This is a genomic window from Mycobacterium sp. SMC-19 (assembly GCF_045310815.1).
GTDB lineage: Bacteria > Actinomycetota > Actinomycetes > Mycobacteriales > Mycobacteriaceae > Mycobacterium.
This window is the reverse complement of the sequence record NZ_JBJIAM010000001.1, coordinates 335,805-361,796: the sequence shown is the minus strand read 5'-3', so window position 1 is coordinate 361,796 and position 25,992 is coordinate 335,805. Positions and strand designations below refer to the sequence as shown.

Sequence of the window (25,992 nt, the reverse complement as noted above, 5' to 3'; positions counted from 1 at the left end):
TGGGTGTCAATCGTCTTCGGAGACCGGTCGATTCAATTCGCTGAGGATGTCGTTCGCGCTGCCGCTGCGGCTCACGCCGAGCCGCTGGGCCCGGGAATCGAGTTCGCGGTGGGCATGTTCGGGGGCATAGCCGCGGGCGATCAACACCCCGATCGCCTGATCGATCAGCGAGGTCGCTGCGAGCCCGCCGGGCGCGGCTCCGGCTAGGGGAGGGGCGCGGTGCTGGTCCAGGACGAACTCGCTCAGGGCGTGGCCGGTCAGCCAGGCGAGGTCGGCGGCCAGGTCGACGAAGGCGCCGGGGTGGCCGGCGTAGAGAATCAGGACCGCGTGCGGCGCGGCGCTGTCGTCGGACCCGTCTGGAGGCATCGGCAGGCACAGTGAGGTGACGATGTCGCCAGACTCGGTGCCTTCCTCGAGCACAGTGAAGCTGGTTCGACGACCCAAGACGGTGATGATCACCGTAAGTCCCAGATACGACCCCACTGCGAGTTTGGTGTTGTCCGCCAACTGGCGCAGCGTGTCGGTGAGGTCGAGGTCAGGCTCGTCCAGAATTTCGGTCAGGGCCGCGAGATCGGCAGCCAGCGCCGCGGAGATGTCCACAACGGGTCGTGCTCCCCATTGACGCCCCGAACGCCGATCTTTCGGTCCAAGCCGAGTGCCGCAGGTCGCGACTGCCCGGGCGCAATATCTGACCACGGATCAGGGATCCGGGTCTAACAGTGCCTATACCCAACGCTACTCGCGGTCAACGGGCGGTGTTGCGAGCACGAGCGCGGCGCACCGCTTCGTCGACGATGCCTCGTGCGACCACCGCCAGTTTGATGTTCTCGGTCTGGCTGATCCGGCGCAGCCGGTCGAACGCCTCCTCGGCGGTTCCCCCGGAACGGGCTCGCAGAATACCGATGGCCTGGTCGATAACCGGTCGGGTGGACAGCGCTGCCTGCAGCTGTGCGGTCAACGCCCGGGCCTGGGTGAGCACGTGCGCGTTGTGGACGGCGACGGCGGCGGGAATGGCGAACAGTTCCCCGAGTTCGGCGGCGCGTTCGGTGAAGGCGTCCCTGCGGTGCGCGTAGACATTGATCGCACCGACCACCTGGCCGGGCAGCAGCAGCGGTAGTGACAACACGCTGTGCACGCCGAGGCGTCCCACCCGCGGGCCGAAGCGTGGCCAGAGCTTTTCGCCGCCTAACGACCCGGACCGCACGGTGCGTCGCTCCAACGCCGCGGTGATGCAGGGGCCCTCGTTCACCTCGACGTATTGAATCTCATCGATCTGCTGCACGAAGGGGGCACTGGCAGCCAGAACCTCGACCCGGTTGTCCGTGCGGTCAGTGCGCAGCAACGTCAACCCCGCGCCGTCAGCGGCGGGGATGGCCTGCACCGCGAAAGTGGCCACCCGGGCAAGGAGTTCCTCGAGGCCCAGTGAGTCTGCAACCAGACCGGCGAGATCGGCCAGACCGGACCGCAGATCGTCGGCGTCCGGGTCGGCGCCTTCCGCAGTCGGCGCCGGCCGATTGCCGGGCTCGGATACGTCGGTCACGACCGCACCGTCACCTGCTGAATCGCGGCGAGCTCACGCTGACATTCTAGGTCGGCGGATCGGCGTAATCCACGTGTGCCGGGACTGATCCCGGCGGCGCGGCGCCGACAGCGCACCGCCGCGATCGCCGACTTGAGCCCGCGGCGGCGCCCGGTCGCCGGGTCGGTGCCGACGAAGTCGGTCGGCAGCACGGTGAACATGCGCTCGCTGCGCGTCTCCGGGGCATCGTCGGCGGTCTCGCGCAGGTAGCGATCCGGCAGCGACAGCTTGGCGACGGTGCGCCACGTCTTGCCGTACTGCGTCAGGAACGAGCCCGTGGTGTAGGGCAGGTCGTATTTGTCGCAGATCTGACGCACCCGGGCCGAGATCTGGTGTAACCGGTTGCTCGGCAGGTCGGGATAAAGGTGATGCTCGATCTGATGGCACAAGTTGCCGCTCATGAACCGCATTGTCGGCCCGGCGTCGAAGTTGGCGCTGCCCAGCATCTGGCGCAGATACCACTGCCCCTGGGATTCCCCGATCATGTCGGTCTTGATGAATTTGTCTGCGCCGTCGGGGAAATGCCCGCAGAAGATCACCGCGTTCGCCCAGACGTTGCGGATCACGTTAGCCAGGGTGTTGGCCTTCAGCGTCGCCCTGTAGGTGGCTGCCGGTGACAGGGAGGTCAGTGCGGGGAACACTAAGTAGTCTTTGAACACCTGCCTGCCGGCCTTGGCCACAAACTCGCGTGCCTTTCCGAGGGCGGTTTCGCGATCCGAGCCGCCCTTGGCGATGTTGCCGAATTCGATGGGCTGCAAGCCGATTCCCCACTCGAAACCGAGCGCGAGAACGATGTTGAACAGCAGGTTCCCGATGTTGGCCGGATGCCAGGGCTGGTCCCGAGTGACTCGCAGAGTGCTGTAGCCGACGTCGTCATCCATGCCGACGATGTTCGTGTACTTGTGATGGCGAAGGTTGTGGGTGAATTGCCAATGCTTCGACACCCCGGCCATGTCCCACTCCCATGTCGAGGAGTGGATCTCGGGGTCGTTCATCCAGTTCCACTGGCCATGCATGACGTTGTGGCCGATCTCCATGTTCTCGATGATCTTGGCCAGAGCGACGGTCAGCGTGCCCGTCCACCAGACCAGGCGTTTCGAACCAGCGGTCAGCAGGAGCCGCCCCGCCACTTCCAGGGCACGTTGTGCGGCGATAGTACGGCGGATGTAGAGCGCATCGCGCTCGCCAAGGGAATCCTCGATGTCCAGCCGGATTGCGTCCAAGTCAGCGGCCAAAGCGTCGATATCGGCGTCGGTCAGATGGGCGAAGACCGAAATATCAGTGATCGCCACCGGTCTCCCCTTTCGTCGGCCTTCGGTCGGGCGAGCGGGGAGTCGCTGAATACATCTGCGGGTTAGTAGTAGGTGCGGCGCCCGCCGACTGCATGCCCCATCCGTCCCATCAGGGTCAGGAGCAACCCGACGGCAAGAAGGATGACGCCGATGACCAAGCAGAGATGGGCATAGGCAAAGGTGGGGACAAGAGCGGGCAAGAGGAGCCCGAGGACGATGAGGATCACTCCGAGAGTAATCATGGTGTTTGCCTGGTTTCTGGGTAGCGGGTGTGGGAGTACTTGCGGTTCAAGTCGTGACGGTGTCATTGCCAACTCGAATTCGGCTGGTCTGCCGGTGAGAATGGGCAAGGTGTCCACGCTTGTTCGACAGCATCGTCGGTAGAGATCGGAATGTGCGGCTCGAATAAGAACTCATCGAAATCGGCGGCGTACAGCCGAACTCGCTTCCGCACCGGCTGAAGGTCTCAGCACCCTTAACACTACCCGCTTTCCGCTTTCGCGGGCGGCCGACAGGCGAGCCGTGGAATGCGATGCGGTTTGACTCATGGTCGAACGCGGGGCGATCCTGCGCGCTCCGGCGCTCGGACCGGATGGCGTAGGGTTGTTGGCAGCGGCGGTACTTCAGTACACGTGGTGCTTTTAAGTCCTGTCATCGCCGGAAATTCTGGCCGCTAGGGCTCAGATGGGAGCGTCATCATGACGCGACACAAGACAACACGCAAAAGCCCCGATAACTCCACGTCGCCACTGCAGACGCCGCGGCTGCGGTTGAAGCGCAAAGCTTCGCAGAGCGGATACGTCGATGGGGCATGGTGGCCTCACACCGATGACCTGGTCGTGGAGTTACCTGACCTGCTGGCGGTGCTCTCCGTTCGATTGGGTCGCATCAGCCGGGTCTTGTACAACCTGAACGAGTGGGTGGGCGCGCCTCGGAAACTCGTCAGTGACGGGCAGCCGGTACGGCTGGATGGGTACCGGCTTCAGCCGGTCGACACGGTTGAACTTCTCGGGCTCGACGGTGACCGTCTCACGTTGGTAGTGGTTCCCGCGCGCGCCGAGGCGAGCGATGCGCACACCACCATGATGACTGCGGCACAGCCGAAAAATGCAGTGACAGTGAGTGATCTGCTGACGGTCAGTTCGCGTAGCCGGGAACGGCGCAATATGGCAGCTACTGCTCTTGATGGCTGGGAATCAGATGGGGGAAGTGCGGCATCGCCGGCTACGGCAGGCTGAACCGATCGCGAACAGGAGGCGGATGAGTACGGCCAGGGTTGCATCGTGCTTGATGCGAGTGTCGCATCTGGACCACTCCGTGAAGTTCTACTGCCACGTATTCCAGTGCGATGTAGCCATTTACGAGAAGGATGCGGCACTTCTCTTGACGCCGGACGGCTTCGAGATCTACTTGCGCACGCATGAGGCGTCCAGGGCGGGTGGCATCACCGGCGTCGGTGTCGAGCAGATCATCTGGTCTGTCGGCAGCGAAGAGGAACTGCAGCAGGTTGAACAACGTATGCGAGTCCACGATCCGAGCACGTACTCAAACACCTTGGGTGAGATCAGTTTCGTCGATGGCGCTGATCCGGATGGCATTCGGGTACTGGTCACCTATCCGACCCCCCACCAGCTTCCACGTGAGGTCATCGACCGACGATTCCGGTGATCGGACTCGGTGGACCGGCCGCGTAGGACGGCTGATGCGTCTACCGTAGGGCATTGCAATACGTTGACTAGTGGAGGTGTCCTGTGCACCCTTTTCGGCAAGCTGTGGAGGCCCGCGATGCCGCGGCCATCGAGGGGCTGCTGTCCGACGATGTCGTGTTCACCAGCCCGGTGGCGTTCAAGCCCTACCCGGGCAAGCCGGTCACCGCGGCGATCCTGCGGGCGGTGATGCGCGTCTTTGAGGATTTTCACTACGTGCGGGAGATCGGTGACCCTGGAGGGCGCGACCATGCCCTGATCTTCGAAGCGTCGGTCGACGGCAAACGGATCACCGGATGCGACTTCCTGCACTTCGACGACGACGGCAAGATCGACGACTTCGTCGTGATGGTCCGGCCGCTGTCGGCGGCTACCGCGCTGGCCGAAGCCATGGCGCAGCAGTTCGAGCAGATCACCCGTGAGGCCGCCGCCGCGCCGCATGGGCACGGCGGCTCCGCCTAGCGGAGAAAACCTCGCTGCACACCTCGCAGCCAGCGGTTATAGTGGATGGAGGCGATGAAGCTCGCCATGAACCGCCGCCCCGGCTGATAGCTTCTACCACTTCCAATGACACGTTGGTCGTACCGGTAGGAGGCGCGAAATGGCTTCGTATCTAAACGATTTGCCATCGCTACTCGATCAGGGACCGCGCCGCGGCGCGCTGGATCGCCGGGTCGAGATCGGGCACTGGGCCGGATCGATTCCCCAGGAAATGGCGCAGGTTCCCGCGCTGCGGTTCGGTAAGCGCTGGGTGTCCTCGGTCTGGCTGATCCCGCTGGGCGCGGTCGGGCTCGTGATCGGGATCGCGCTGGCTCAGCAGCTGCGCCAATACGACTGGATGCAAGGCTTCATCGCCGCCTACCCGGGTACGTCGACGCACGTCACGCCAACGATCGACACCGGCTTTCCGGCATGGCTGCGCTGGCAGCACCTGTTCAACATCGTCTTCATGATGTTTCTGATGCGGGCGGGTCTGCAGATCCTTGCCGATCACCCGCGGTTGTACCTCAACCAGGGCTGCAGGCCCGGGACGGCCTGGCTGCGGATGCGCGGCCCAGTGCCGAAGGACCGGATGAACGAAGCCGACGCCGCGCACATGTGGACTGCCAAGGATGATTCGGTGGCGCTGCCGAAGTGGCTGGGCATCCCCGGCGTTCGCCACACGGTGGGCCTGGCGCGCTGGTGGCACTTCACCTTTGATCTGCTGTGGCTGCTCAACGGCGTGGTGTTCTACGTGCTGCTGTTCGCCAGCGGCGAGTGGCGCCGGATCGTTCCGCAGTCATGGGAGGTGCTGCCCAACGCGGTATCGACCATGATTCAGTATGCGTCACTGGACTTTCCGGTAAACGAAGGTTTCACCAACTATAACGCGCTTCAGGTCATTGCCTACTTCAGTACCGTATTCATCGCCGCACCACTGGCTTTCGGAACCGGGCTGCTGCAGTCGCCGGCCATCGCCGCACGCTTCGGCCTGGACCGGGGACCGCTGAATCAGCAGGTGGCGCGGACCGTGCACTTCTCGGTGCTGCTGTGGATGGTGTTCTTCATCGCGGTGCACACCCTGATGGTGTTCACCACTGGTCTGGTGGGCAATCTCAACCACATCGTGATCGGCACCGACACCCAATCATATTGGCCGGTAGTCGTTTATCTGATCGTCGTGGTTGTCATCGTCCTGCTGTGGTTGGCAGCCTCCCCGCTGACGCTGCGCTATCCCGCGATGGTCCACAAAGTCGGCACCGCGATGCTCGGCTGGCTCACCGAATTGTTGGAACTCCCGCATCCGAACACTACCTACGCGGAGAAAGATCTTTCACCGTACCTGTGGCCCAACGGAACACTGCCCACCTCCGAGCACTACCGCGCGCTGCAGAACGGCGAGTGGTCCGATTACGTGTTGCGGATCGAAGGACTGGTGGAGAACCCGGTCGCCTTGACCTACGTACAGCTGTTGGCGCTGCCCAAACACGAACAGATCACGGGCCACCACTGCATTCAGGGCTGGACCGGAGTAGCCAAGTGGGCCGGGGTGCGGATGTCGGACATCGTCGAGCTGGTGCGGCCACTGCCGTCGGCGCGCTGGGTGGCGTTCTATTCCTTTGCCGAAGGATCCGGCCCGTCGAACGAGGGCCGCTACTACGACTGCCACAAGATCGCCCACATGAGGGAACCCACGACGCTGCTGGCCTACGAGATGAACAACGCACCGCTCACCGAAGCGCACGGCGCACCGCTGCGGCTCCGCAATGAGCACGAACTCGGCTTCAAAATGGTGAAATGGATCGAGGCAATCGAGTTCATCGACGACTTCCGCCATCGCGGCCTCGGGATGGGCGGCTACAACGAGGACCACGAATATTACGGCTACCGAATGCCCATCTGAGCCATGCAGATTTCCGGTCGTGACGTGACCGCCGGCCCTGACTTGTTTGTTCGGCACCGGCGATCCTCTGCGGTGCGCGATCAGGCGCCGGTGGTCGCGGCGGTCGCGGTCGGCGGCGCCATCGGCGCAAGCGCCCGCTACGGCATCGAACTGGCCTGGCCTGCCCCCTCCGGCGGCTTCCCCTGGGCCACAATGGCTGTCAACGTCAGCGGGTGCGCGCTGATGGGGGCGTTGATGGTGGCGATCACCGAACTATGGGTGGGGCATCGGCTGCTGCGGCCGCTGTTGGGCACAGGTGTGCTGGGCGGCTACACGACGTTCTCCACATTCGCCGGCGATGTCGACACCCTGGCCGCCGCCGGCCATCCGGTGCGGGCGTTGCTGTATCTACTCACCACGCCGGTGCTGGTGCTCACCGCCACCTGGACCATGGCCGGCCTCACCCGACGTCTGATCATCAGGAGAACATCATGACCCAGCTCATCGGATCCGCACTGCGCATGACGGTGTTGGTCGGCGAAAGCGACACCTGGCACCACAAGCCGCTGTTCAGCGAGATCGTGCACCGGGCCCGCCGGGCCGGCCTAGCCGGGGCGACAGCATTCCGCGGAATCGAGGGTTACGGCGCATCCTCGGCCATTCACACCACCCGGCTGCTGTCGCTGTCGGAGGATCTGCCGGTCTCGATCATCATCGTCGACAGCGCCGAGCGAATCCGCGCCTTCCTGCCGGAACTGGACGAGTTAGTCACCGAAGGGCTGATAATGCTCGACGAGGTCGAGGTGGTCCGACACGTCGGTCGACCCGCCGAGGGCCAGTGACCTGGCTGCTGGTGATCGCCGGCGCCGCGGTGGGGGCGCCACTGCGGTACCTGACCGACCGATTCGTCCAATCCCGCCATAACACCACCTTCGCGTGGGGCACGTTCACCGCCAACGTGTTCGGCTGCCTGATCTTGGGTGCACTCACCGGTGCGGTCAGTGCCGGCGACGAGCGGTTGCACCTGCTGATCGGCACCGGCCTGTGCGGGGCGCTGACCACGTATTCGACCTTCTCCTACGAGACCTTGCAGCTCGCCGGTGCCGGCGCACGGCTCTACGCGGTGGCCAATCTGGTGCTCACCTTGAGCTGCGGACTTGGTGCCTACTACGTCGGTAGCATTGCGGGGCAGGCTATCTGGGCGTGAGCGGTATCAGCCGGCCGCCGGTGACCGGGGTATGACGCTGCGCCGTAGATGTTTCGCCGCCGCGTTGTTGGCTCCGCGCCCGGCCAGGGTGCCCAGCATGGCTTCGCCGAACACGCCCGGCGGCACTGCCTGCGACGCCGTCGGCCCAGTCGCCGGGCTCTGGGAGCGCGGGATGAGGCCCGGAGCGGGATCCGCTGCAGGCTGCATGGCCGCCCAGCCTTGCGGCACCGACAGTCTGCCGACCGCGCTGGCCCGGCCTATCAGCGCTGAAACCGTAGGCGCGGCAACGAGTACCGGACCGGTAGCCGCTACGGGCCGGTTCGCGCTCACGATGAACGGTCCGATGCCCTGCTGCCCGTCGCGCATCGCGTTGACCGCCAGTGCGTGGTTGGTGGTCTGGATGGCGGCCCCCGAGAAGGTGGAGCTCGTCGTCGACGCAGCCGCACTGGTCAACGACGGGACGTCCAGCGCCAAGGACAGCAGCGTGGCGGGATCCACTGTCGCTGCCGCCGGGGTCGCAGCGGCCGTCGTCGTCACCGCGGGCGGAGCGCTGAACGGTGTCAGCGTCGAGGCGGCCGATGCCGATACCGCGTAGCTGCGCATGGCGGCGGCATCTTGTGCCCACATCCGCTCGTAGTCAGCTTCGGTGGCGGCGATCGCCGGGCTGTTCTGCCCGAAGAAGTTGGTGGCGACCAACGTCCTCAACTGCAGCCGGTTCGCCTCGATCAGCGGCGGCGAGACGGTGGCCGCCCACGCGGTCTGATAGGCCGCCGCGGCGGCCCTGACTGCGACAGCGGTCTGCTCGGCCTGCCCGGCGGTCGCGTGCAGCCAATCCACGTATCGGCCCGCCGCGCCGGTCATCGTCGCCGACGACGGACCCCGCCAGGCGTCGGTGGCCAGGCCGGCGATCACCGCGCGGCAGCACGCTGCGGACGTATTCAGCTCGCGGGCAAGCTGGTCCCAGGCGCTGGCCGTTGCAAGCATCGGGCCGCTGCCGGGTCCGCCGTACATCCTTGCCGAGTTGATCTCCGGTGGTAGGACGCCGAAGTCCATATCGAAATACATGGCACACGAATCCTTTCCTGATCGGTTCTGGGATGACGTGCGCTAACCGGCGGCCGGAGAACGCACGATGATCGGTTTGCTTTTGGCGCGCGAGAACCGGGGCTCGTTCCGGGCCAGCGTTCCCAGCATTGACTGGCCGAAGACGGTGCCGCGGCCGGCGGGGTCGGCCGAGTCGGCCGGGGCGGTGCTCACCACCGAATCCGTCAGCGCCAGCTCAACCGGCCGTGCCTCGGGTGCCGCGGCGAACCAGGACGGTGGCGCGGAGAGCGTTCCTATCGGCCTGGCCCGTCCCCAGGCTGCGACCGCGCGAGGTGCTGCGGCCTGCCGGGCAACCAAACGAATCGGCGAGGGCGGCCCGACGGCCTCTTGCGCCGCGAGCCGCAGGTTGATGACAGAGATTCCGCGGCCGGAGGTGACGGCGTTCGCCGAGGACAGCACGGAGTTGGTCACGTTCGGGACGTGTTCGAGGATCTGCGCCAGTGGTGAAGACAACACCGTCTGGATCTGTTGGGCTGTGGTAGCAGCCGGATTGGGCCTGCGCGGGGGATCGCTGAACCCCGGCAACGTCGATGCAACTGCCGATGATTCGGAGTAGACGTACATCGCGGTGGCGTCTTGGAGCCACATCTGCGCGTAATGCGCTTCGGTGGCGGCGATCGCCGGGGAGTTCTGCCCGAAGAAATTGGTGGCGACCAGGGTGAGCAGCAGCGTGCGGTTGGCGGCGATCACTGGTGGCGGAATTGTCATCGCGAAGGCCAACTCGTAGGCAGCGGCCGCCGCTCGGGCCTGCCCGGCGATCTCGGCTGCGGCGCCGGCAGTTTCATGAAGCCAGGTCGCGAACGGTGTTACCGCCCCGGCCATCGCCACCGATGTCGGTCCCAGCCAGGCAAGGCTGGTCAGCTCCGAAACGACCGAGGTGTAGCCGCTTGCGGCGATGGACAGCTCGTCGGAGAGCACGCCCCAGGCGCCTGCGGCGGTCAGTAGCGGCGCGGAGCCCGGGCCGAGATATATACGCCCGGAATTGACTTCTGGGGGAAGTGCGCCGAAATCCGGTCTTATCGCGACGGAAGGGAAGTTGCTGCGGATCATCCGGCACCGCCTTCTACCACGACTAGATCGGGGTAGAAGCCATTAGCCGAAGGCGGCGGTTGAGGCGGGCTTCATCGCCTATCGGAATGCTACACCGGCCCGGTCGGTGAGTGTCGTGTTAATTGACGCTGCCTGACCGCTGCCAGGACGAGGTGTCACAATCGAGCCCGACAGTGTCCCGTGGCGTCCGCCCAGTCCTTCCAGGAGTAGTCATGTCGTTCTCGGTAGAGCTCAGCGATGACGTGATCGAGGTGCGGGACTGGGTCCACCAGTTCGCCGCCGAGGTCGTCCGCCCGGCCGCCGCGGAATGGGATGAGCGCGAAGAGACGCCGTGGCCGGTCATCCAGGAGGCGGCCAAGATCGGCCTGTACTCGCCGGAACTGTTCGCCACCCAGGCCGCCGAACCGAGCGGAATCGGCATGCTGACGGTGTTCGAGGAGCTGTTCTGGGGCGATGCCGGCATCGCCCTATCGATTCTGGGCACCGGACTTGCCGCCGCAGCCCTGGCGGGCAACGGAACTCCCGAACAGCTGGGCCAATGGCTGCCGGAGATGTTCGGCACCGCTGATGACCCCAAGCTCGCGGCGTTCTGCTCCTCGGAACCCGACGCCGGTTCCGACGTCGGTGCGATCCGGACCCGTGCCCGCTTCGACGAGGCGACCCGCGAATGGGTGCTCAACGGCACCAAGACCTGGGCCACCAACGGAGGCATCGCCAACGTGCACATCGTGGTCGCCTCGGTCTATCCCGAACTCGGTTCGCGCGGACAGACCAGCTTCGTGATCCCGCCGGGCACTCCGGGCCTGGCGCAGGGTCAGAAGTTCAAGAAGCACGGCATCCGGGCCTCGCACACCGCCGAGATCGTGCTCGACAACGTCCGGTTGCCCGAGGAGATGATCCTCGGTGGCCGGGAGAAATTCGAGGATCGCGTCGCCCGGGTCAAGTCCGGTGCGTCGGCCGGGGGACAGGCCGCGATGAAGACCTTCGAACGGACCCGCCCGACCGTCGGCGCGATGGCGGTCGGCGTGGCCCGCGCCGCCTACGAGTACGCCCTCGAATATGCCTGCCAGCGTGAGCAGTTCGGTCGCAAGATCGGCGAGTTCCAGGCGGTGGCGTTCAAGTTGGCGGACATGAAGAGCCGCATCGACGCCGCCCGGCTCATGGTGTGGCGCGCGGGCTGGATGGGACGCAACAACAAGGCCTTCGACAACGCCGAGGGCTCGATGGCCAAGCTGTTCGCCAGCGAGACCGCTGTCTACGTCACCGACGAGGCGATCCAGATTCTCGGCGGCAACGGCTACACCCGCGACTACCCGGTCGAGCGAATGCACCGCGACGCGAAGATCTTCACCATCTTCGAGGGCACCAGTGAGATCCAGCGGCTGGTCATCGCCCGGGCGCTGACGGGGTTGCCGCTGCGCTGAGCAGCCCGGCCGGCTACTTCGCGATCGTTGCGCGCAGTGGTCCGCCCACGCTGCCCGAACAGCAGGTCCCCGTTGGGCAGTCCCTCGATCAGGGCGTACGCGCCGTTGCCCAGATTCGACTGACCGAAGATGGTGCGGTGCACCGTCTCCCCGGTCTGCCAATCCAGCCCGGTCACCTCCCAGCCGTCGGCTTCGGTGTAGCCGTTCAGGACGATGATCCGCGACGTCGCGGATGCCGCCGGGACCATCGAGGTGGACACCACATCGCCTGGCCGACGTCGGTGCATTGCTGGCTCAGCACCGCATCGAGTTGCTGCGTGGAAATCGGTTGCACCCCAGGAGCTTCGACGTCGCGGACGCCCGGGCTCGAGGACACCCACCGGAAGTTCGGATCGGTGGGGCGCCGGCGTGATGATGTTGACCGGACCGCCGGCAGCTCGGATAGCGGTCGAGGTGAAAGGTGCCCCCGCGGGATCGGATCGTCGAAGCTGTCCGACGGTGCGGAGTCGATGTGAGTGATGCCGTACTTTGCCGCCGACAGACACGCGTTGGCTGCCGCTGCCGCTGCCGCTGCCAACGCCGTGCGCATCCGTGCTCGCTGCGCCATACCCGCGGATGCTAATCCGCCAGCCGCGCCGCGGATGCCAAACGCGGACCTCGGTCAGAAGGTGAAGCGGGTGCAGTCGGTCGGGAACGCGAACCAGGCCAGTGCTCGCCGGGGGATGAGCATGCGCAGTCCGCCGCCGTCCTGCCCCGACCAGGCATCGGGGCTGGGAGCGTACTGCGGGTGGTATTTCTCAAACGCGGTCGCGAGCCGGGCGCCGAGGCCGTCCGGGTCTGCCGAGGTCGCGGTGGAGACGCCCTCGACGATCACCACCTGCGTACCGCTTTCGAGCGTCAGCGTGCAGGCCGGATTGCCTTGGAGGTTGCGTGCGTGGCGGGTGGTTGGCGCGCCGTCGTAGTAGAACCGGCCGTCGAGCCACACGCCCCAGCGCGGCACCGAATGCGGGGTGCCGTCCGGGCGCACCGTGCTCAACCAATAGTGCTGTGCGGCCAGCAGTCGCTGTTCCACGTCTGACCAGCTCAACAAGCCCTCTACTGAACTCGGCAATCCATAACCCTCGGGCAGGACGGGACGTGTCGCAGCAGGGTCCGGTTTCGGTTCCATGACCCGCACGCTAGCGCCGCCGCCCGACAACGGCGGGTGATGCCGCGACCGCCTACCCGGCCGTTTTCCCGTTGTCGGTCATATAGACCGCGCCGTGCACCGCGGCCGCGGCATCGCTGGCCAAAAAGGCGATCACCTCGGCGACGTCACTCGGGGCGCTCATCCCGCGTGGCGAAGCCACCCGCATGATCAGGTTGACGTCGGCGCCCTCGGGAAGCTGGAAGTTGGTCACCTGCGGGGTCAGCATCCCGCCTGGGCAGATCGCGTTGACGCGCAGCTTCTCCGCGGTGAACTCCACGGCCAATGCCCGGGTGAGCCCGACGAGCCCGTGCTTGGCTGCGCAGTAGCCCGCCGAGTACGCCTGCCCCTCCACCCCGGCGATCGAGGCGACGTTGACGATATTGCCGGCGGTCTCCAGCAGGTGCGGCAGCGCCGCGCGGCACAGGAAGAACGGCCCGTTGAGGTTGACCGCCAGATCATGGGCCCACTCGTCGTCGGTGACGGCCTGCGTGTGGCGCATCTGATGGGCGCCGGCGACGTTGACCAGAACATCGAGCCGGCCGAACTGGGCGACGCATTGCTCGACCGCCGCAGCACAGGCTGCCGCGGTGCTGATGTCGGTGGGGGCGTACTGCCCGCCGGGAACGTCGGCGAACACCGTGGCCAACCGCTCGGCGTCGCGCGCCAACCCGAACACCGTCGCGCCGCGGGCGGCGAACAGTTGGGCAGTCGCCGCGCCCAGGCCGGACGACGCACCGGTTACCAGCGCCACTTTGCCTGACAGATCGGTCATTTCGACTCTCCGCATCACCCAGTCGACCGGCACTGATGCGCAGCCGTCTACCGTCCAGTTATGGCTTCAGTATCAGTGATCACCGGAGGCGCGGGCGGCATGGGCCTGGCGACGGCCAAGATCCTCGGTCGAGATCACACGGTGGTGCTGTGCGATGTTCGGCAGGAGCGGCTCGACTCCGCGCAGGTCGCGCTCTCCGAACTCGGTTTCGCCGCGACCGCCGTCAACTGCGATGTCACCGATCGTGACGCGGTCATGCGGCTGTTCGACACCGCATCGGGCCTTGGGCCGCTGGCGTCGGTAATCCACACCGCCGGGGTCAGCCCGAGCATGGGCGACGCCGAGTTCGTCATGCGGATCAACGCGTTCGGCACCCTCGTCGTCAACGAGGTGTTCCACGACGTCGCGCCCGACGGCGCGGTGATCGTCAACGTGGCTTCGATGGCCGCGCAGCTGCTGCCCGACAAGGCGTACCCCACCAAGCAGTTCCCGCTGGCGTACAGCGACGGCGACGCCTTCGTGGCCGCGATGACGGCGTACTGCAACAACGCACCCGAGCAGATGCGCTCGGGCTTCTCGTACACGGTCAGCAAGGCCTTCGTGAAGTGGTACTGCGCCTCGCAGGCCGAACGCTTCGGCGGGCGCGGGCTGCGCATCGTGTCGGTGTCGCCAGGCAACATCGATACCGAGATGGGCCGGCGCGAAGAGAAGGCCGGGGTGGGCCTGATGATGCCCGACGCGCTGATCCCGCGGTGGGGTACGGCCGAGGAGATGGCCGAGCTGTTCGCCTTCTGCGCCGGCGACAAGTGCCGCTACCTCACCGGCGCCGACATCCTCGCCGACGGGGGAGTGGTCGCCTCGATGCGCGAACGTGCCCGGGTGGCCGCCGAACTTGGGTAGCGTGCCGTTGAGGGGAAGGGGGCGCCGATGCACTACACCCGCACCGATCCCATCGCGGCCTGTCCCAGCGATGTCTGGGCCGTCCTGACCGATGTCGAGCATTGGCCGGACTGGACGACGTCGATGCGTGAGATCACCCGCCTCGACTCGGGTCCGCTGCGAGTCGGCAGTACCGCCCGTGTCCGCCAGCCTGCTGGTCGCCCGATGGTGTGGACCGTCACCGAACTGGTCGACGAGCGCTCCTTCACCTGGACGGCGTCGACGGCGGGCATCCGCTTCACCGGCTTCCACGAGTTGTCGCCGACCGGGTCGGGGGTGCGGGCCGTGCTGACCTTTACGTTGACCGGTCCGATGGCCTGGCTGGCCGGCCTGCTGGCCGGCGGTCGGATTCGTCGCTACGTCGATATGGAGGCTGACGGGCTCAAGCGGCAGTCGGAAGGTCGAGCGGCGCCCTAGCGGGTCGCCGCCATTTGGCCGGGATCGGCGGCTGCTGCGGCTGGTGGGAAAGCGGGTTTTCAGCACGGAGCGCACCAAGGCAGCTAAGTTAACGGTTGACACGGGTCGGCGCGGCTGCTTACCGTGGACCAAACCTACGGGACCGTAGGTTGGCTGGGGGGCCAAACGACAGCCCACCTGTCGATCAGGAGGGGACTAAAAACGATGGTGAATGTCCAGACGGCGTTGCTTCATGAGCTGGAACCGATTGTCGAGCAGAACCTCAATCGGCATCTCAAGGCCGCCAAGCCGTGGCTGCCGCACGACTACGTGCCATGGAGCAAGGGGCGCGACTTCGCGTTCCTCGGAGGCGAGGACTGGGTCCCCGAAGACTCGCCGCTGGACCCGGTCGCCAAGGCTGCATTGCTGGTGAACCTGTTGACAGAGGACAACTTGCCGTCCTACCACCGCGAGATCGCCACCACCTTCAGCCGTGACGGCGCCTGGGGCACCTGGGTGGGCCAGTGGACCGCCGAGGAGGGCCGCCACAGCATCGCGCTGCGCGACTACCTCATCGTCACCCGCGGTATCGACCCGGTGAACCTCGAGACCATGCGGATGCAGCACACCGTCGCCGGCTATGACGCCGGGGGTAAGTCCGCGCTGCAGGTGCTGGCGTATGTGTCGTTCCAGGAACTGGCCACCCGGGTGTCGCACCGCAACACCGGCAAGGCCTCCGGATGCCCCCTCGCCGACCAGTTGCTGGCCCGGGTCGCCCTCGACGAGAACCTGCACATGGTGTTCTACCGCAACCTGATGCAGGCGGCCCTCGACATCGCCCCGGACGAGGCCATGTGCGCGATCCGCGACGAGGTGCTCGGCTTCTCAATGCCCGGGATGAACATGCCCGGTTTCCAGGAGAACGCGATCCTGATCGCCAAGGCCGGCATCTACGACCTGCGCATCCACCACGACGACGTCATCCAGCCGGTGCTGCGTTTCTGGAAGATCCAAGAGCGCAACGACTTCGGTGCTGCGGGCGACGAGGCTCGCGAGCAGGTGATCGGCTTCATGAAGATGGTCGACGAGCGGGCCACCTACTACGAAGAGAAGGCCAAGGCGCGCGAGACCGTCTCCGCCTAGCCCTTGATCGAGGTGTAGTAGGTCGTGTCGGCCATCGACACCGAGTCGGCGCCCCGTGCGGGCGTCGGACGTCCGTACTGCGTCAGCAACTCGGTCATGGTCTGGCCCGTCGAGGTCCAGCCCAAGGCGTTGAGGTAGTCGGCGACGTCGTTGCGCTCACCTTCGTATCCGAGCTCGGAGAACTCCAGGTCGAAGCCGTGCGCTCGCCATTTCTCGGTGGCGCTGCGCATCATCTCCTTGGCCTGCTCGTGCTGGGCCGCCGAGATGTTCGGAATGGCCTCGGTGGCCAGTCGGCTGCCGTCGGCACTCAGTGCGGTGATGTTGTCCAGCAGCCGGTCCTGTGCTTCGGGCGGGAGATAGCCGAGCAGTCCCTCCGCGATCCATGCGGTGGCCTGGGTGCGGTCGAACCCCGCCTCGATCAACGCGGCCGGCCAGTCATCTCGCAGGTCGACGGCGACGCCGCGGCGATCGGCGGTGGGCTCGGCGCCCAAGTCGGCCAGCGTCGCGGTCTTGAATGCCAGCACCGCGGGTTGGTCGATCTCGAAGATCGTCATGCCGGAGGGCCACGTCAGTCGGTAGGCACGTGCATCCAGACCCGATGCGAGGATCACTGCCTGGCGAATGCCGGCCTGGGTGGCGTCGGCGAAGAATGCGTCGAAAAAGCGGGTGCGGGCGGCCATCGCATCGGGCATCTGCCCGAGCTTCCAGCCGGACTCGTGGTCGTCGAGATCGGTGCCCGCCAGCTCCCCGCCGGCCCATTTGGTCAAGAAGTCGACGCCGACCGCCCGGACCAGTGGCTCGGCGAAGCGGTCGTCGATCAGGGGATTGTCGGCGTTGGTGGCGATCGCCCGGGCGGCGGCGACCATCGTCGCGGTGGCTCCCACGCTGGTGGCCAGGTCCCAGGTGTCGTTGTCGGTGCGTGCCATTGAGCGCTCCTTGAGGTGATGGACAGGGCGATTTGCTTAGTCTAGCAATTAATTAGTCTATTTAACAAACTTACGAACCGGACGGTGGTTTCGGCTCCGCGGTCCAGGTGGTGGGCAGCATCGGAACCGTCGGGCCGCTGCCGAAGGCGTCCTCGTCCAACGTCGCCAAGCCGGTTGCGGGTTCCCCGCTGCCTCGCGATTGGGTTCCGGCCAGGCCCAAGGCGCCCGCGTTACGGTCGGACGCCGCCGTCGACGGTGGGGGCGTTGGTGCATCGGGTACGAGTGGTTCGGAGTCCATGGCCATGGTGGCGCCGGGCTCCTTGGCCGCGGTGCGGCGTCGGCGACGCGCTGGGCTCGAGGCGGCCTTCCGGGTCCGAACGCCCGCGGCGGGCGCCGCTTCCCGGTCGTTGAGCGTGGGGCCGAACCCTTTGTCGGGACCGTGGCCAGACGGTGCCGCCGCGCGGACAGCCGGAGCGATAGCTACGGCTGTCGGGATGAGGGCGGGGGTGGCGGGAGTCGGGGTGGTGGCAGTGACCGAGGTGGCGGGAGTCGGCGAGCCCGGCGCAAATCCCGCTGCCGGCACGTCATCGGGGGGTGGCGCCATGAGCACCGCCGGCACCCTTGCCGCGACCACGGTGACGGGTCTTGCCACGGCCGCGATCACCGGCGCCATGGGTGGCACGTTCGCGACCTGGGATGCCGCGGCGTTGATGGCCTCGATGATGCGATTCACGATCTCCACGATGATCGCGATGATCGGGCCGTCCAGGATGTCGGCGATCTCGAGGAAGATCGCCAGGGTTTCGTACAGGGCCGCAAGGGCGTCGGCTGGGTTGCCGCCGGCGCCGCCGTCATCGTCGCCTCCGTCGCTCTCGAACGCCAAGATCGGCGGCGGCGACGGTGTGCGGGGCACGGCGGCCAATGCCGTGTCCGAAATCGTTTGATACGTGCCCATTGTGACGGCGGCCTGGATCCACATCCGGGTGTAGTCGGCTTCGGTGAGGGCGATCGGGATGGTGTTGATACCGAAGAAGTTCGTCGCCACCAGGATCGCGTGCGTGGCGTGATTGGCCGCCAGCTCGGCCATGGTCGGCATGGTGGCCAAAGCGCTGGCGTAGGCCGCCGCGGCGATCTCGTGTTGGGCGGCGGCGCGCGCACTGTCGGTGCTGGCCTGCATGAGCCACGCCGAATATGGTTGGTGTGCAGTCACATAGCGTTCTGCGCTTGGTCCCATCCAGATTCCGGTCTGAACGGTGCCCAGGGTGGTGTTCAAATCCGCCGCTGCCGAGGCGTATTCAGAGCTCAATGATGACCACGCTGACGCGGCGGCGATCAGCGCCCCCGGGCCCGGTCCACTGCTCAGCAATGCGGAATGGACCTCGGGCGGCGAAGCCAGCCACGTCGGCGCAATCGGATGCAATTAGCCCATCAACTCCTTCGACGACGAACTACTTCGACGACGAACGCGCAATAGTCACGCTAGGAGCGGTTATCGACGTGGGCGGGAAGGGTGGGCGGCGCAGGAGTTAACGTCGAAAGAACGCTCGGCAGGAAAGGTGGAGCCGTCAGGTCAGTACACCTAGCGCACGGTCAGATAGATCAGCGCCACATTGAGCGTCCCGATCACCGCGGTGATCGCCCAACCGACGGCCGAGGTCAGCGGCCCGTTGGCGTCGGCACCCATCAGCGCCCGGTCGCCGGTCACCCGGATCAGCGGTACCAGCGCGAACGGGATGCCGAAGGACAGCACCACCTGCGAGATCACCAGTGCCCGGGTGGGCTCGATTCCGAGGGCCAGGATCGCCAGCGCCGGGCCCAGCGTGATCAACCGGCGCCAGAGCAGCGGAACCGACACCCGCAACAGGCCCTGCATGATCATCGCGCCGGCATAGGCGCCCACCGAGGTCGACGCCAATCCCGAGGCCAGCAGTCCGATCGCGAAGAACAGTGCGACTGTCGGCCCCAGGGTGTTGCCGACCGCGGCGTGTGCACCCTCGATGGAACCGGCGTCGTCCATGCCGCGCAGGTTGTTGGCGGCCACCACCAGCATGGCCAGGTTCAGCGTTCCGGCCACCAGCATCGCCAGGCCCACGTCCCAGCGCGTCACTCGCAGCAGCCGTCGTCGCGCCGGTCCGGGTTCGGGCTGCCCGTGCCGATCGCGGGCCAGGCCTGAGTGCAGGTACACCGCGTGCGGCATCACCGTCGCGCCGAGGATAGCGGTGGCCAGCAGCACGCTCTCGGTGCCGTCGAAGCGGGGCAGCAGGCCCGCCGCGACGTCGGCGGGCGCCGGTGGGGCGACCACCAGGCTGGCCAGGAATCCGATGGCGATGATGATCAGCAGCCCGCTGGTCACCTGCTCGAAAACCCGCGGCCCGCGCCGGTCACCGACCGCCAGCAGCGCCATCGACACCACCCCGGTGATGAGGCCGCCAAGCACCAGCGGTAGTCCGAAGATCAGGTTCAACGCGATCGCACCGCCCACCACTTCGGCGAGATCTGTTGCCATGGCTACCAATTCGGCTTGGAACCAATAGGCGATCCGGACCGGCTTTCGGCTGTGGGCGCCGATCACCTCCGGCAACGAGCGTCCGGTCACCAATCCGAGCTTGGCCGACAGGTACTGCACGAGCGCGGCCATGATGTTGGCCGCGACGATGACCCACACCAGCAGGAAACCGAATTTCGCTCCCGCGCTGACGTTGGCGGCAACGTTGCCCGGGTCAACGTAGGCGATCGCAGCGACGAAAGCCGGGCCGAGCAATGCCCAGCCCGGCTTCAGTCGAACCGCGGTGTCTGCGGCCACCGACACCCTTTCCATCCGGATTAACGAACAGGAAAGTCAGGGTAACCGGAATTTCGCCGACGGTCCGCGGTCACGGCGCCGCTGTGGTCAGCCGGCGTTATAGAGGCCGCGGCCGGTGACCAGCGGCAGGTCCAGCGTGGTCCGGATGCCCGGCTCGGCCGCAACCACCGCGGGAATCGCGTTGACGACCCGCATCGCGGTGGCCACCAGGCCGGCGTGGTTGTGGTCGCCGTTGGGGCTGGACAGGCACAGGTCCAGCGCGTACGACGGCTCCCCGGTCACCTCGACGCGGTACGAACCGCCTTCCTGGGCCGGCTGCGGCCAGTCCGGGCACAGGTCTTCGCGCAGCCGCGTGACGTGCTCGAGGACCACGGCGGCCTTGCCGTCAACCATCCCGCGTACCTCGAACCGCAACGCCGCGGCGGTGCCTTTCGCGATGTCACCCGAGGAAATCGAGAAGTCCTCCGGCGCGGGCACCCGGATGTGGGACTGCTCGACCGAGTCGAGTTCCAGGCCCAGGCCGGCTGCGAGCTGGCGCACCACCGAACCCCACGCCAGGCTGAGCACGCCGGGCTGCAGCAGCATCGGGGTCTCGTCCATCGACTGTCCGAAGCCCATCACGTCGAACATGACGGCCGCGCTGTCGTAGGTGGCGTAGTCGACGATCTCCATGCAGCGGATCTGCTGGATGCTCTGGCAGGTGCCGGCCAGCGCCAGGGGCAGCAGGTCGTTGGCGAAGCCCGGGTCGATGCCGTTGATGAACAAGCTCGAATTGCCGGCCTTGGCGGCGTCCTCGATGGGGGTCAGCATCTCCGCGGGGATGACGTTCCACGGGTACTGCAGGAACACCGCGCTGCTGCCGACGACGTTGATGCCGGCGTTCAGGATGCGCTTGAAGTCCTCCAGCGCCTCGACCAGCCGGTTGTCGGCCAGCGCGGTGTAGACCACGCAGTCGGGCTTGGTGTCGAGCACCTGCTGCAGGTCGGTCGTCGCGGTCACGCCGGTCGCCGTCTCCACGCCGGCCAGTTCCGCGGCGTCCTTACCGGCCTTGGCGTCCGAGGACACCCACACCCCGGTCAGTTCGAACTCGGGGTTGGTGATCAGCGCTTTCAGTGCGTGGACACCGACGTTGCCGGTGCCGATCTGAGCAACACGCAGTGTCATCGTTCGCCACTCCTCCTCATCGCTTCGCTCTGCATCGTCGTTGCGGTCGTCATAGGTCAGCAGTTCCTCACAGGTCCGGGACGGGCAGGTCAAGGTTCGGGAAGGTGATGCCGCCGTCGACTTCGAGCACCTTGCCGGTCAGGTAGTTACCGGCCGGGGAAGCCAGGTACAGGGCGGCGGCCGCGATCTCCTCGGGGTCACCGAGACGACGCATCGGCGTGGCCTTCTCCATCGGGGTGCGCAGCTCTTCGTTGGCGGCCACCACGTTCAGCGCCGAGGTCATGATCGATCCCGGGGCAATGGCGTTGACGCGGATCTTCGGGCACAGGTCCAGTGCGGCCAGCCGGGTGTAGTGGGCCAGCGCGGCCTTGGCGGTGCCGTAGGCGGCGAATCCGCGCCCGGGCACCCGGCCCATGGTGGAGGTGATGTTGATGAACGATCCGCCACCGGAGTGCTCCAGCATCAGCGGCACCGCCGCGATGGTCAGCGCATGGGCGGTGGCGACGTTGAACGTGAACGCGTCTTTGAGGTCTTTGGTCGACGTGGTCAGCAGGGTGTTGGGCATGGTTCCGCCGACGTTGTTGACGACGATGTCGAGCCTGCCGAACGCCTCGACCGCTTCGGCGGCCAGCTTGGCCGTCTCCTCGGGCTGGGCCAGATCGGCGACCACGATGTGGGCACGACGACCCGCCGCGCGGACCTGCTGTGCGACGGCCTCTAGTTCGGATTGGGTGCGCGATGCGATCACCACGTCGGCGCCGGCTTCGGCGAATGCCACCGCGATGGCGGCGCCTAAGCCCCGGCCAGCGCCGGTGACCACGGCTGTTTGGTTGTCGATTCGGAATTTGTCGAATATCACCGCGCCACCGTAACAAGAATTGACAACGCCGTGAAGCAGTTTTCTGCAACACGTTCTAATTTGTCGTTGGGCGTTGTCCCGTGGGTACGTCGGCGGCATTCTATGGTTGATGCCGTGAGCCAGGACATCGACGTTGCGGGCGCCCAGACGTGGTCGCCGCGTGAGGTCGAGCTGTTGGAAGTCACCCTGGCGCTGCTGCAGGAGAACGGCTACGACCGGCTGACGGTTGATGCTGTCGCGGCTGCCGCGCGAGCGAGCAAGGCCACCGTGTACCGGCGTTGGCCGTCGAAGGCCGAGTTGGTGTTGGCCGCATTCACCGAGGGCATCCGCCAGGTCGCGGTCCCGCCCGACACCGGCACGCTGCGCGGCGATCTGCTGCGGCTGGGCGAGTTGGTCTGCCAACAGGTCGCGCAGCATGCCGGCACGCTGCGTGCGGTTCTGGTGGAGGTGTCGCGGAACCCGGCGCTGAACGAGGTGATGCAGAGTAACTTCGTCGATCAGCGCAAGGCGCTGGTCCTGCACATTCTGGGGCAAGCCGTCGACCGCGGGGAGATCGGCGCCGACGCCATCGACGACGACCTGTGGGACGTGTTGCCGGGATATCTGATCTTCCGGTCCCTGGTCTCGGGCCGGATGCCCACGGCGCATACCGTGGCCGACCTCGTCGATCAGGTGGTTCTGCCGGGTCTTACCCGCCGCGCCGACTGACGTCGCCTCGCGCGCCATCGGGGCGCGGCGCGCTATTGAACCGTACGGTTCGGTACCGTACGCTAATTTTCATTCGAGCAGCCCACCGATACCGGGAGGCTTCCGGTGAAGAGACCGTCGCTTTTCCTCCTGGTCCGGCGCGGGTGGATGGTTCTGGTGGCGGTCGCGGTAGTCGCCGTCGCGGCGTTCTGCGTATACCGACTGCACGGCATCTTCGGCTCGGGTGACACCACATCGACTAGTAGTGACGCCGCCGAGGACATCGTCCCGTTCAACCCCAAGGACGTCGTCTACGAGGTCTTCGGCGCACCGGGGGCGGTGGCCACCATCAACTATCTCGATGTCAATGCCGCTCCTGTGCAGGTCATCGATGCCCCGTTGCCCTGGAGATATCAGGCGACGACGACAGAGCCGGCCGTCATCGCCGATCTGCGGGCACAGGGCAACGGCGACACGCTGGGCTGTCGCATCGTGATCGACGGCGAGCTCAAGGACGAGAGGACCGCGAACGCCGTGAGCGCCTACATCTACTGCCTGGACAAGTCCGGATGAGCGAGTCCGGCCGGCCGCCGTTCTGGCCACGCACCATCCGCCGACTGGCGCTGCCGATCGTGCTGTTCTGGGTGGCGCTGGCCGCCGTGACGAACAGCCTCGTGCCGCAACTGGAGGTCGTGGCCGAAGCCCACAACGTGGGGATGAGCTCGCACGACGCGCCGTCGTATCAGGCGGCGAAGCGCATCGGAAAAGTGTTCCAGCAGTACGACACCGACAGCGCGGCGATGATCGTCATCGAAGGCGAGGCGCCGCTGGGTGCCGACGCCCACCGGTTCTACGACACCCTGGTCGCCAAGCTTGCGGACGACACCCGTCACGTCCAGCACATCCAGGACTTCTGGGGCGACCCGCTGACTGCCGCCGGCTCGCAGAGTAACGACGGGAAAGCGGCACTGGCGCAGGTGTTTTTGGCCGGAAGCCAGGGCGAGACGTTGGCCAATGAGTCAGTGGCCGCCGTCCGCGCGATCGTCGAGCAGACGCCGGCGCCGCCCGGCGTTCACGCCTACGTTACGGGCGCGGCCCCGCTGGTCGCCGACCAGTTCTCGGTCGGTAGCGAGGGCACCAACAAGGTCACCGCGATCACCTTCCTGGTGATCGCGCTCATGCTGTTCGCGGTCTACCGCTCGGTCGGCACCACCGTGCTCGCGCTGCTCACCGTGGCCATCGAGATGGCTGCCGCGCGTGGATTCGTCGCGTTGCTCGGGTACCGCGAGATCATCGGATTATCAACGTACTCAACGAATCTGCTGACCCTGCTGGCGATCGCCGCGGGAACCGACTACGCGATCTTCATCATCAGCCGCTACCAGGAGGCGCGCGCGGCTGGTGAAGATCGCGAGACGGCCTTCTACACCATGTACCGCGGCACCGCCCACGTCGTGATCGGCTCGGGCCTGACCATTTCCGGTGCCGTGTACTGCCTGACCTTCACCCGGCTGCCCTACTTCCACACCCTGGGGCTGCCCGCCGCCATCGGCATTTTCGTCGCGCTGATCGCCGCGCTCACCCTGACGTCGGCGGTGCTCACGCTGGGCAGTCGGTTCGGATTCTTCGAGCCCACCCAGGCGATGCGGACCCGCGGCTGGCGCCGGATCGGTGCCGCCATCGTCCGGTGGCCCGGGCCGATCCTGGTGGTGGCGTGCGGCGTGGCCCTGATCGGGCTGCTGGCCCTGCCGGGCTACAAGACCAGCTACGACGCCCGGATCTACATGCCGGATCGTGCCCCGGCCAACATCGGGTACGCGGCCGCCGAACGCCACTTCTCGCAAGCTCGGCTGAACCCCGAGCTGCTGATGATCGAAGCCGACCACGACCTGCGCAACCCGGCGTCCTTCTTGGTCTTGGAACGCGTCGCTAAGGCCGTGTTCCACACGCCGGGTATCGCCAAGGTGCAGTCGATGACACGCCCGTTGGGCACACCGCTGAAGCACACGTCGATACCGTTTTCGGTCGGCCAGGGCAGTGTCGCCCAGACCCAGAATCTGAAGTACCAGATGGATCGGGCGGCCGATCTGCTCAAGCAGGCGGCCGAAGCCGAGAAGTCGATCCACACGCTGGAACAGCAATACGCGCTGCAGCAGCAGCTGGCCGACGCCACCCACTCCGAGACCCAGAGCTTTCACGACACCGTCGACCTCACCAACGATCTGCGTGACCAGATCGCGAACTTCGACGACTTCTTCCGTCCGATCCGCAGTTACTTCTACTGGGAACCGCACTGCTACGACATCCCGGTGTGTGCGGCGCTGCGCAACGTGTTCGACCTGCAGGACGGCATCGACAAGCTCAGCGAGAAACTCGGACAGCTCACGACCACCTTGGACAAGTTGGACGCCCTGCAACCGCAGTTGGTGGAGCTGATTCCGTCCCAGATCGAAAGTCAGCGTGTCAACCGCGATCTGGCGCTGAACAACTACGCCACCAACTCCGGGATCAGCGACCAGTCCGCCGCCGCCAACGACAACCCGGCCGCCATGGGCCAGGCCTTCGACGAAGCCAAGAACGACGACTCCTTCTACCTGCCGCCCGAAGCGTTCGACAACGCCGAGTTCAAACGCGGGATGAAGTTGTTCCTGTCGCCGGACGGCAGAGCGGCGCAGATGATCATCACCCACGAGGGTGATCCGGCAACCCCCGAGGGCATCGCGCACATCGATTCGATTCGCAATGCCGCCAAAGAAGCGGTCAAGGGAACCCCGTTGCAGGGCTCACACATCTATCTCGCCGGCACCGCCTCGACCTACAAGGACATCGCCGACGCTGCCCGCTACGACCTGCTGATCGCCGGAATCGCCGCACTGAGCTTGATTCTGCTGATCATGATGATCATCACCCGCAGCCTGGTCGCCGCGATCGTCATCGTGGGCACCGTGGCGCTTTCGCTGGGCGCCTCGTTCGGGCTGTCGGTGCTGGTGTGGCAGTACCTGTTCGGCATCCATCTGTACTGGATCGTGTTGGCCCTGGCCGTCATTCTGTTGCTGGCGGTGGGCTCGGACTACAACCTGCTGTTGATCTCGCGGTTCTCCGAGGAGATCGGCGCCGGCATAAACACCGGGATCATCCGGGCAATGGGGGGCACGGGCTCGGTCGTGACCGCCGCCGGGCTGGTGTTTTCCGCGACCATGGCCTCGTTCATCTTCAGCGACCTGCGGATCCTCGGCCAGATCGGCACCACGATCGCGCTCGGCCTGCTGTTCGACACGTTGATCGTGCGATCGTTCATGACGCCGTCCGTCGCGGCGCTGCTAGGACGCTGGTTCTGGTGGCCGCAACGGGTGCGTCAGCGGCCCGCGGTGACTGCGAGCGGTTAAGCCC

Annotated in this window: 28 protein-coding genes and 2 riboswitches; of the genes, 14 read left to right on the top strand and 14 right to left on the bottom strand. The window is 66.2% G+C overall.

All coding sequences use genetic code 11. The features are described from left to right. Positions 1-6: 6 nt before the first annotated feature. From ACJH5R_RS01765 to ACJH5R_RS01750, 4 genes are all read right to left on the bottom strand, one after another. The gene (locus tag ACJH5R_RS01765; RefSeq protein WP_406756128.1) at positions 7-600 is read right to left on the bottom strand and encodes an ANTAR domain-containing protein; all 594 of its coding nucleotides are present in this window, start codon (positions 598-600) and stop codon (positions 7-9) included. 145 nt (positions 601-745) lie between these two features. Further along, entirely contained in the window at positions 746-1,540 is a 795-nt protein-coding gene (locus ACJH5R_RS01760; protein WP_406756127.1) for an ANTAR domain-containing protein, read from the bottom strand. Next, the gene (locus ACJH5R_RS01755) at positions 1,537-2,871 is read right to left on the bottom strand and encodes a fatty acid desaturase family protein (protein ID WP_406756126.1); all 1,335 of its coding nucleotides are present in this window, start codon (positions 2,869-2,871) and stop codon (positions 1,537-1,539) included. The genes ACJH5R_RS01760 and ACJH5R_RS01755 overlap by 4 nt, the downstream gene beginning before the upstream one ends. 62 nt (positions 2,872-2,933) lie before the next feature. Then, entirely contained in the window at positions 2,934-3,113 is a 180-nt protein-coding gene (locus tag ACJH5R_RS01750) for a DUF6131 family protein (RefSeq protein ID WP_406756125.1), read from the bottom strand. A gap of 456 nt (positions 3,114-3,569) precedes the next feature. Here ACJH5R_RS01750 and ACJH5R_RS01745 point away from each other — a divergent pair, with 456 nt between their 5' ends. From ACJH5R_RS01745 to crcB, 7 genes are all read left to right on the top strand, one after another. Further along, entirely contained in the window at positions 3,570-4,109 is a 540-nt protein-coding gene (locus tag ACJH5R_RS01745) for a DUF5994 family protein (protein WP_406756124.1), read from the top strand. A gap of 79 nt (positions 4,110-4,188) precedes the next feature. Further along, positions 4,189-4,539 carry a glyoxalase gene (locus tag ACJH5R_RS01740; protein ID WP_406756123.1) on the top strand — a complete coding sequence of 117 codons (351 nt, stop codon included), beginning with the start codon at positions 4,189-4,191 and terminating at the stop codon, positions 4,537-4,539. Positions 4,540-4,622: 83 nt separating this feature from the next. Next, positions 4,623-5,039, top strand: coding sequence for a nuclear transport factor 2 family protein (locus ACJH5R_RS01735; RefSeq protein ID WP_406756122.1), 417 nt, complete (start codon positions 4,623-4,625; stop codon positions 5,037-5,039). A 41-nt stretch (positions 5,040-5,080) separates the two neighbouring features. After that, positions 5,081-5,142: riboswitch (Fluoride riboswitch) on the top strand. A 36-nt stretch (positions 5,143-5,178) separates the two neighbouring features. Next, entirely contained in the window at positions 5,179-6,960 is a 1,782-nt protein-coding gene (locus tag ACJH5R_RS01730; protein WP_406756121.1) for a molybdopterin-dependent oxidoreductase, read from the top strand. 72 nt (positions 6,961-7,032) lie between these two features. Continuing rightward, a complete protein-coding gene (locus ACJH5R_RS01725) occupies positions 7,033-7,434 on the top strand; it encodes a fluoride efflux transporter FluC (RefSeq protein ID WP_406756120.1) in 402 nt (133 codons plus the stop codon). Continuing rightward, complete coding sequence (locus ACJH5R_RS01720; RefSeq protein WP_406756119.1) at positions 7,431-7,781, top strand: DUF190 domain-containing protein; 351 nt, start codon at positions 7,431-7,433, stop codon at positions 7,779-7,781. Before ACJH5R_RS01725 ends, ACJH5R_RS01720 begins: the two co-directional genes overlap by 4 nt. Next, a complete protein-coding gene (gene crcB / locus ACJH5R_RS01715) occupies positions 7,778-8,146 on the top strand; it encodes a fluoride efflux transporter CrcB (protein ID WP_406756118.1) in 369 nt (122 codons plus the stop codon). The genes ACJH5R_RS01720 and crcB overlap by 4 nt, the downstream gene beginning before the upstream one ends. 6 nt (positions 8,147-8,152) lie before the next feature. On the opposite strand, the gene ACJH5R_RS01710 is transcribed toward crcB, so the two are convergent. Beyond that, the gene (locus ACJH5R_RS01710; RefSeq protein ID WP_406756117.1) at positions 8,153-9,211 is read right to left on the bottom strand and encodes a PPE family protein; all 1,059 of its coding nucleotides are present in this window, start codon (positions 9,209-9,211) and stop codon (positions 8,153-8,155) included. A gap of 42 nt (positions 9,212-9,253) precedes the next feature. Further along, a complete protein-coding gene (locus ACJH5R_RS01705) occupies positions 9,254-10,300 on the bottom strand; it encodes a PPE family protein (RefSeq protein WP_406781170.1) in 1,047 nt (348 codons plus the stop codon). A gap of 26 nt (positions 10,301-10,326) precedes the next feature. Continuing rightward, positions 10,327-10,388: riboswitch (Fluoride riboswitch) on the bottom strand. Positions 10,389-10,512: 124 nt separating this feature from the next. Here ACJH5R_RS01705 and ACJH5R_RS01700 point away from each other — a divergent pair. Continuing rightward, positions 10,513-11,724, top strand: coding sequence for an acyl-CoA dehydrogenase family protein (locus tag ACJH5R_RS01700; protein WP_406781169.1), 1,212 nt, complete (start codon positions 10,513-10,515; stop codon positions 11,722-11,724). On the opposite strand, the gene ACJH5R_RS01695 is transcribed toward ACJH5R_RS01700, so the two are convergent. From ACJH5R_RS01695 to ACJH5R_RS01685, 3 genes are all read right to left on the bottom strand, one after another. Next, the gene (locus ACJH5R_RS01695; RefSeq protein ID WP_406781168.1) at positions 11,610-11,984 is read right to left on the bottom strand and encodes a hypothetical protein; all 375 of its coding nucleotides are present in this window, start codon (positions 11,982-11,984) and stop codon (positions 11,610-11,612) included. The two genes, ACJH5R_RS01700 and ACJH5R_RS01695, sit on opposite strands and share 115 nt — an antisense overlap. A 401-nt stretch (positions 11,985-12,385) precedes the next feature. Beyond that, positions 12,386-12,892, bottom strand: coding sequence for a pyridoxamine 5'-phosphate oxidase family protein (locus ACJH5R_RS01690; protein WP_406781167.1), 507 nt, complete (start codon positions 12,890-12,892; stop codon positions 12,386-12,388). A 52-nt stretch (positions 12,893-12,944) separates the two neighbouring features. Further along, on the bottom strand, positions 12,945-13,685 hold the full coding sequence (locus tag ACJH5R_RS01685) for an SDR family NAD(P)-dependent oxidoreductase (protein WP_308485778.1): 741 nt from the start codon (positions 13,683-13,685) through the stop codon (positions 12,945-12,947). A gap of 60 nt (positions 13,686-13,745) precedes the next feature. On the opposite strand from ACJH5R_RS01685, the gene ACJH5R_RS01680 reads away from it, so the two are divergent. The 3 genes from ACJH5R_RS01680 (at position 13,746) to ACJH5R_RS01670 (ending at position 16,163) form a co-directional block, all read left to right on the top strand. After that, entirely contained in the window at positions 13,746-14,585 is an 840-nt protein-coding gene (locus ACJH5R_RS01680) for an SDR family oxidoreductase (protein WP_406781166.1), read from the top strand. Between the two features lie 27 nt (positions 14,586-14,612). Further along, positions 14,613-15,041, top strand: coding sequence for an SRPBCC family protein (locus tag ACJH5R_RS01675; protein ID WP_406781165.1), 429 nt, complete (start codon positions 14,613-14,615; stop codon positions 15,039-15,041). A 204-nt stretch (positions 15,042-15,245) separates the two neighbouring features. Beyond that, on the top strand, positions 15,246-16,163 hold the full coding sequence (locus ACJH5R_RS01670; protein ID WP_406756109.1) for an acyl-ACP desaturase: 918 nt from the start codon (positions 15,246-15,248) through the stop codon (positions 16,161-16,163). Here ACJH5R_RS01670 and ACJH5R_RS01665 read toward each other — a convergent pair. The 5 genes from ACJH5R_RS01665 to ACJH5R_RS01645 all read right to left on the bottom strand — a co-directional run bounded on the left by ACJH5R_RS01665 (position 16,160) and on the right by ACJH5R_RS01645 (position 21,915). Further along, the gene (locus ACJH5R_RS01665) at positions 16,160-17,089 is read right to left on the bottom strand and encodes a class I SAM-dependent methyltransferase (protein WP_406756108.1); all 930 of its coding nucleotides are present in this window, start codon (positions 17,087-17,089) and stop codon (positions 16,160-16,162) included. The two genes, ACJH5R_RS01670 and ACJH5R_RS01665, sit on opposite strands and share 4 nt — an antisense overlap. Positions 17,090-17,159: 70 nt before the next feature. Next, entirely contained in the window at positions 17,160-18,509 is a 1,350-nt protein-coding gene (locus tag ACJH5R_RS01660; RefSeq protein WP_406781164.1) for a PPE family protein, read from the bottom strand. A 159-nt stretch (positions 18,510-18,668) separates the two neighbouring features. Continuing rightward, the gene (locus ACJH5R_RS01655) at positions 18,669-19,907 is read right to left on the bottom strand and encodes an Nramp family divalent metal transporter (RefSeq protein ID WP_406781163.1); all 1,239 of its coding nucleotides are present in this window, start codon (positions 19,905-19,907) and stop codon (positions 18,669-18,671) included. 72 nt (positions 19,908-19,979) lie between these two features. Next, positions 19,980-21,056: a diacylglycerol kinase gene (locus ACJH5R_RS01650; RefSeq protein ID WP_406781162.1), complete on the bottom strand. Its 1,077-nt coding sequence runs from the start codon at positions 21,054-21,056 to the stop codon at positions 19,980-19,982. Positions 21,057-21,123: 67 nt separating this feature from the next. Then, positions 21,124-21,915: an SDR family oxidoreductase gene (locus tag ACJH5R_RS01645; RefSeq protein ID WP_406781161.1), complete on the bottom strand. Its 792-nt coding sequence runs from the start codon at positions 21,913-21,915 to the stop codon at positions 21,124-21,126. A gap of 102 nt (positions 21,916-22,017) precedes the next feature. Here ACJH5R_RS01645 and ACJH5R_RS01640 point away from each other — a divergent pair, with 102 nt between their 5' ends. The 3 genes from ACJH5R_RS01640 (at position 22,018) to ACJH5R_RS01630 (ending at position 25,988) form a co-directional block, all read left to right on the top strand. After that, complete coding sequence (locus tag ACJH5R_RS01640; protein WP_406781160.1) at positions 22,018-22,623, top strand: TetR/AcrR family transcriptional regulator; 606 nt, start codon at positions 22,018-22,020, stop codon at positions 22,621-22,623. Positions 22,624-22,770: 147 nt separating this feature from the next. Next, a complete protein-coding gene (locus tag ACJH5R_RS01635) occupies positions 22,771-23,175 on the top strand; it encodes an MmpS family transport accessory protein (RefSeq protein ID WP_406781357.1) in 405 nt (134 codons plus the stop codon). Beyond that, a complete protein-coding gene (locus tag ACJH5R_RS01630) occupies positions 23,172-25,988 on the top strand; it encodes an RND family transporter (RefSeq protein ID WP_406781159.1) in 2,817 nt (938 codons plus the stop codon). Before ACJH5R_RS01635 ends, ACJH5R_RS01630 begins: the two co-directional genes overlap by 4 nt. Positions 25,989-25,992: the final 4 nt, after the last annotated feature.

Bases quoted from the DNA above. Each gene is read 5' to 3' on its own strand.
- ACJH5R_RS01750 (WP_406756125.1), bottom strand. From the start codon at position 3,113: ATGATTACTCTCGGAGTGATCCTCATCGTCCTCGGGCTCCTCTTGCCC.
- ACJH5R_RS01745 (WP_406756124.1), top strand. From the start codon at position 3,570: ATGACGCGACACAAGACAACACGCAAAAGCCCCGATAACTCCACGTCG.
- ACJH5R_RS01730 (WP_406756121.1), top strand. From the start codon at position 5,179: ATGGCTTCGTATCTAAACGATTTGCCATCGCTACTCGATCAGGGACCG.
- ACJH5R_RS01720 (WP_406756119.1), top strand. From the start codon at position 7,431: ATGACCCAGCTCATCGGATCCGCACTGCGCATGACGGTGTTGGTCGGC.
- ACJH5R_RS01710 (WP_406756117.1), bottom strand. From the start codon at position 9,211: ATGTATTTCGATATGGACTTCGGCGTCCTACCACCGGAGATCAACTCG.
- ACJH5R_RS01705 (WP_406781170.1), bottom strand. From the start codon at position 10,300: ATGATCCGCAGCAACTTCCCTTCCGTCGCGATAAGACCGGATTTCGGC.
- ACJH5R_RS01700 (WP_406781169.1), top strand. From the start codon at position 10,513: ATGTCGTTCTCGGTAGAGCTCAGCGATGACGTGATCGAGGTGCGGGAC.
- ACJH5R_RS01690 (WP_406781167.1), bottom strand. From the start codon at position 12,892: ATGGAACCGAAACCGGACCCTGCTGCGACACGTCCCGTCCTGCCCGAG.
- ACJH5R_RS01685 (WP_308485778.1), bottom strand. From the start codon at position 13,685: ATGACCGATCTGTCAGGCAAAGTGGCGCTGGTAACCGGTGCGTCGTCC.
- ACJH5R_RS01680 (WP_406781166.1), top strand. From the start codon at position 13,746: ATGGCTTCAGTATCAGTGATCACCGGAGGCGCGGGCGGCATGGGCCTG.
- ACJH5R_RS01675 (WP_406781165.1), top strand. From the start codon at position 14,613: ATGCACTACACCCGCACCGATCCCATCGCGGCCTGTCCCAGCGATGTC.
- ACJH5R_RS01670 (WP_406756109.1), top strand. From the start codon at position 15,246: ATGGTGAATGTCCAGACGGCGTTGCTTCATGAGCTGGAACCGATTGTC.
- ACJH5R_RS01665 (WP_406756108.1), bottom strand. From the start codon at position 17,089: ATGGCACGCACCGACAACGACACCTGGGACCTGGCCACCAGCGTGGGA.
- ACJH5R_RS01655 (WP_406781163.1), bottom strand. From the start codon at position 19,907: ATGGAAAGGGTGTCGGTGGCCGCAGACACCGCGGTTCGACTGAAGCCG.
- ACJH5R_RS01650 (WP_406781162.1), bottom strand. From the start codon at position 21,056: ATGACACTGCGTGTTGCTCAGATCGGCACCGGCAACGTCGGTGTCCAC.
- ACJH5R_RS01640 (WP_406781160.1), top strand. From the start codon at position 22,018: ATGGTTGATGCCGTGAGCCAGGACATCGACGTTGCGGGCGCCCAGACG.
- ACJH5R_RS01635 (WP_406781357.1), top strand. From the start codon at position 22,771: ATGGTTCTGGTGGCGGTCGCGGTAGTCGCCGTCGCGGCGTTCTGCGTA.
- ACJH5R_RS01630 (WP_406781159.1), top strand. From the start codon at position 23,172: ATGAGCGAGTCCGGCCGGCCGCCGTTCTGGCCACGCACCATCCGCCGA.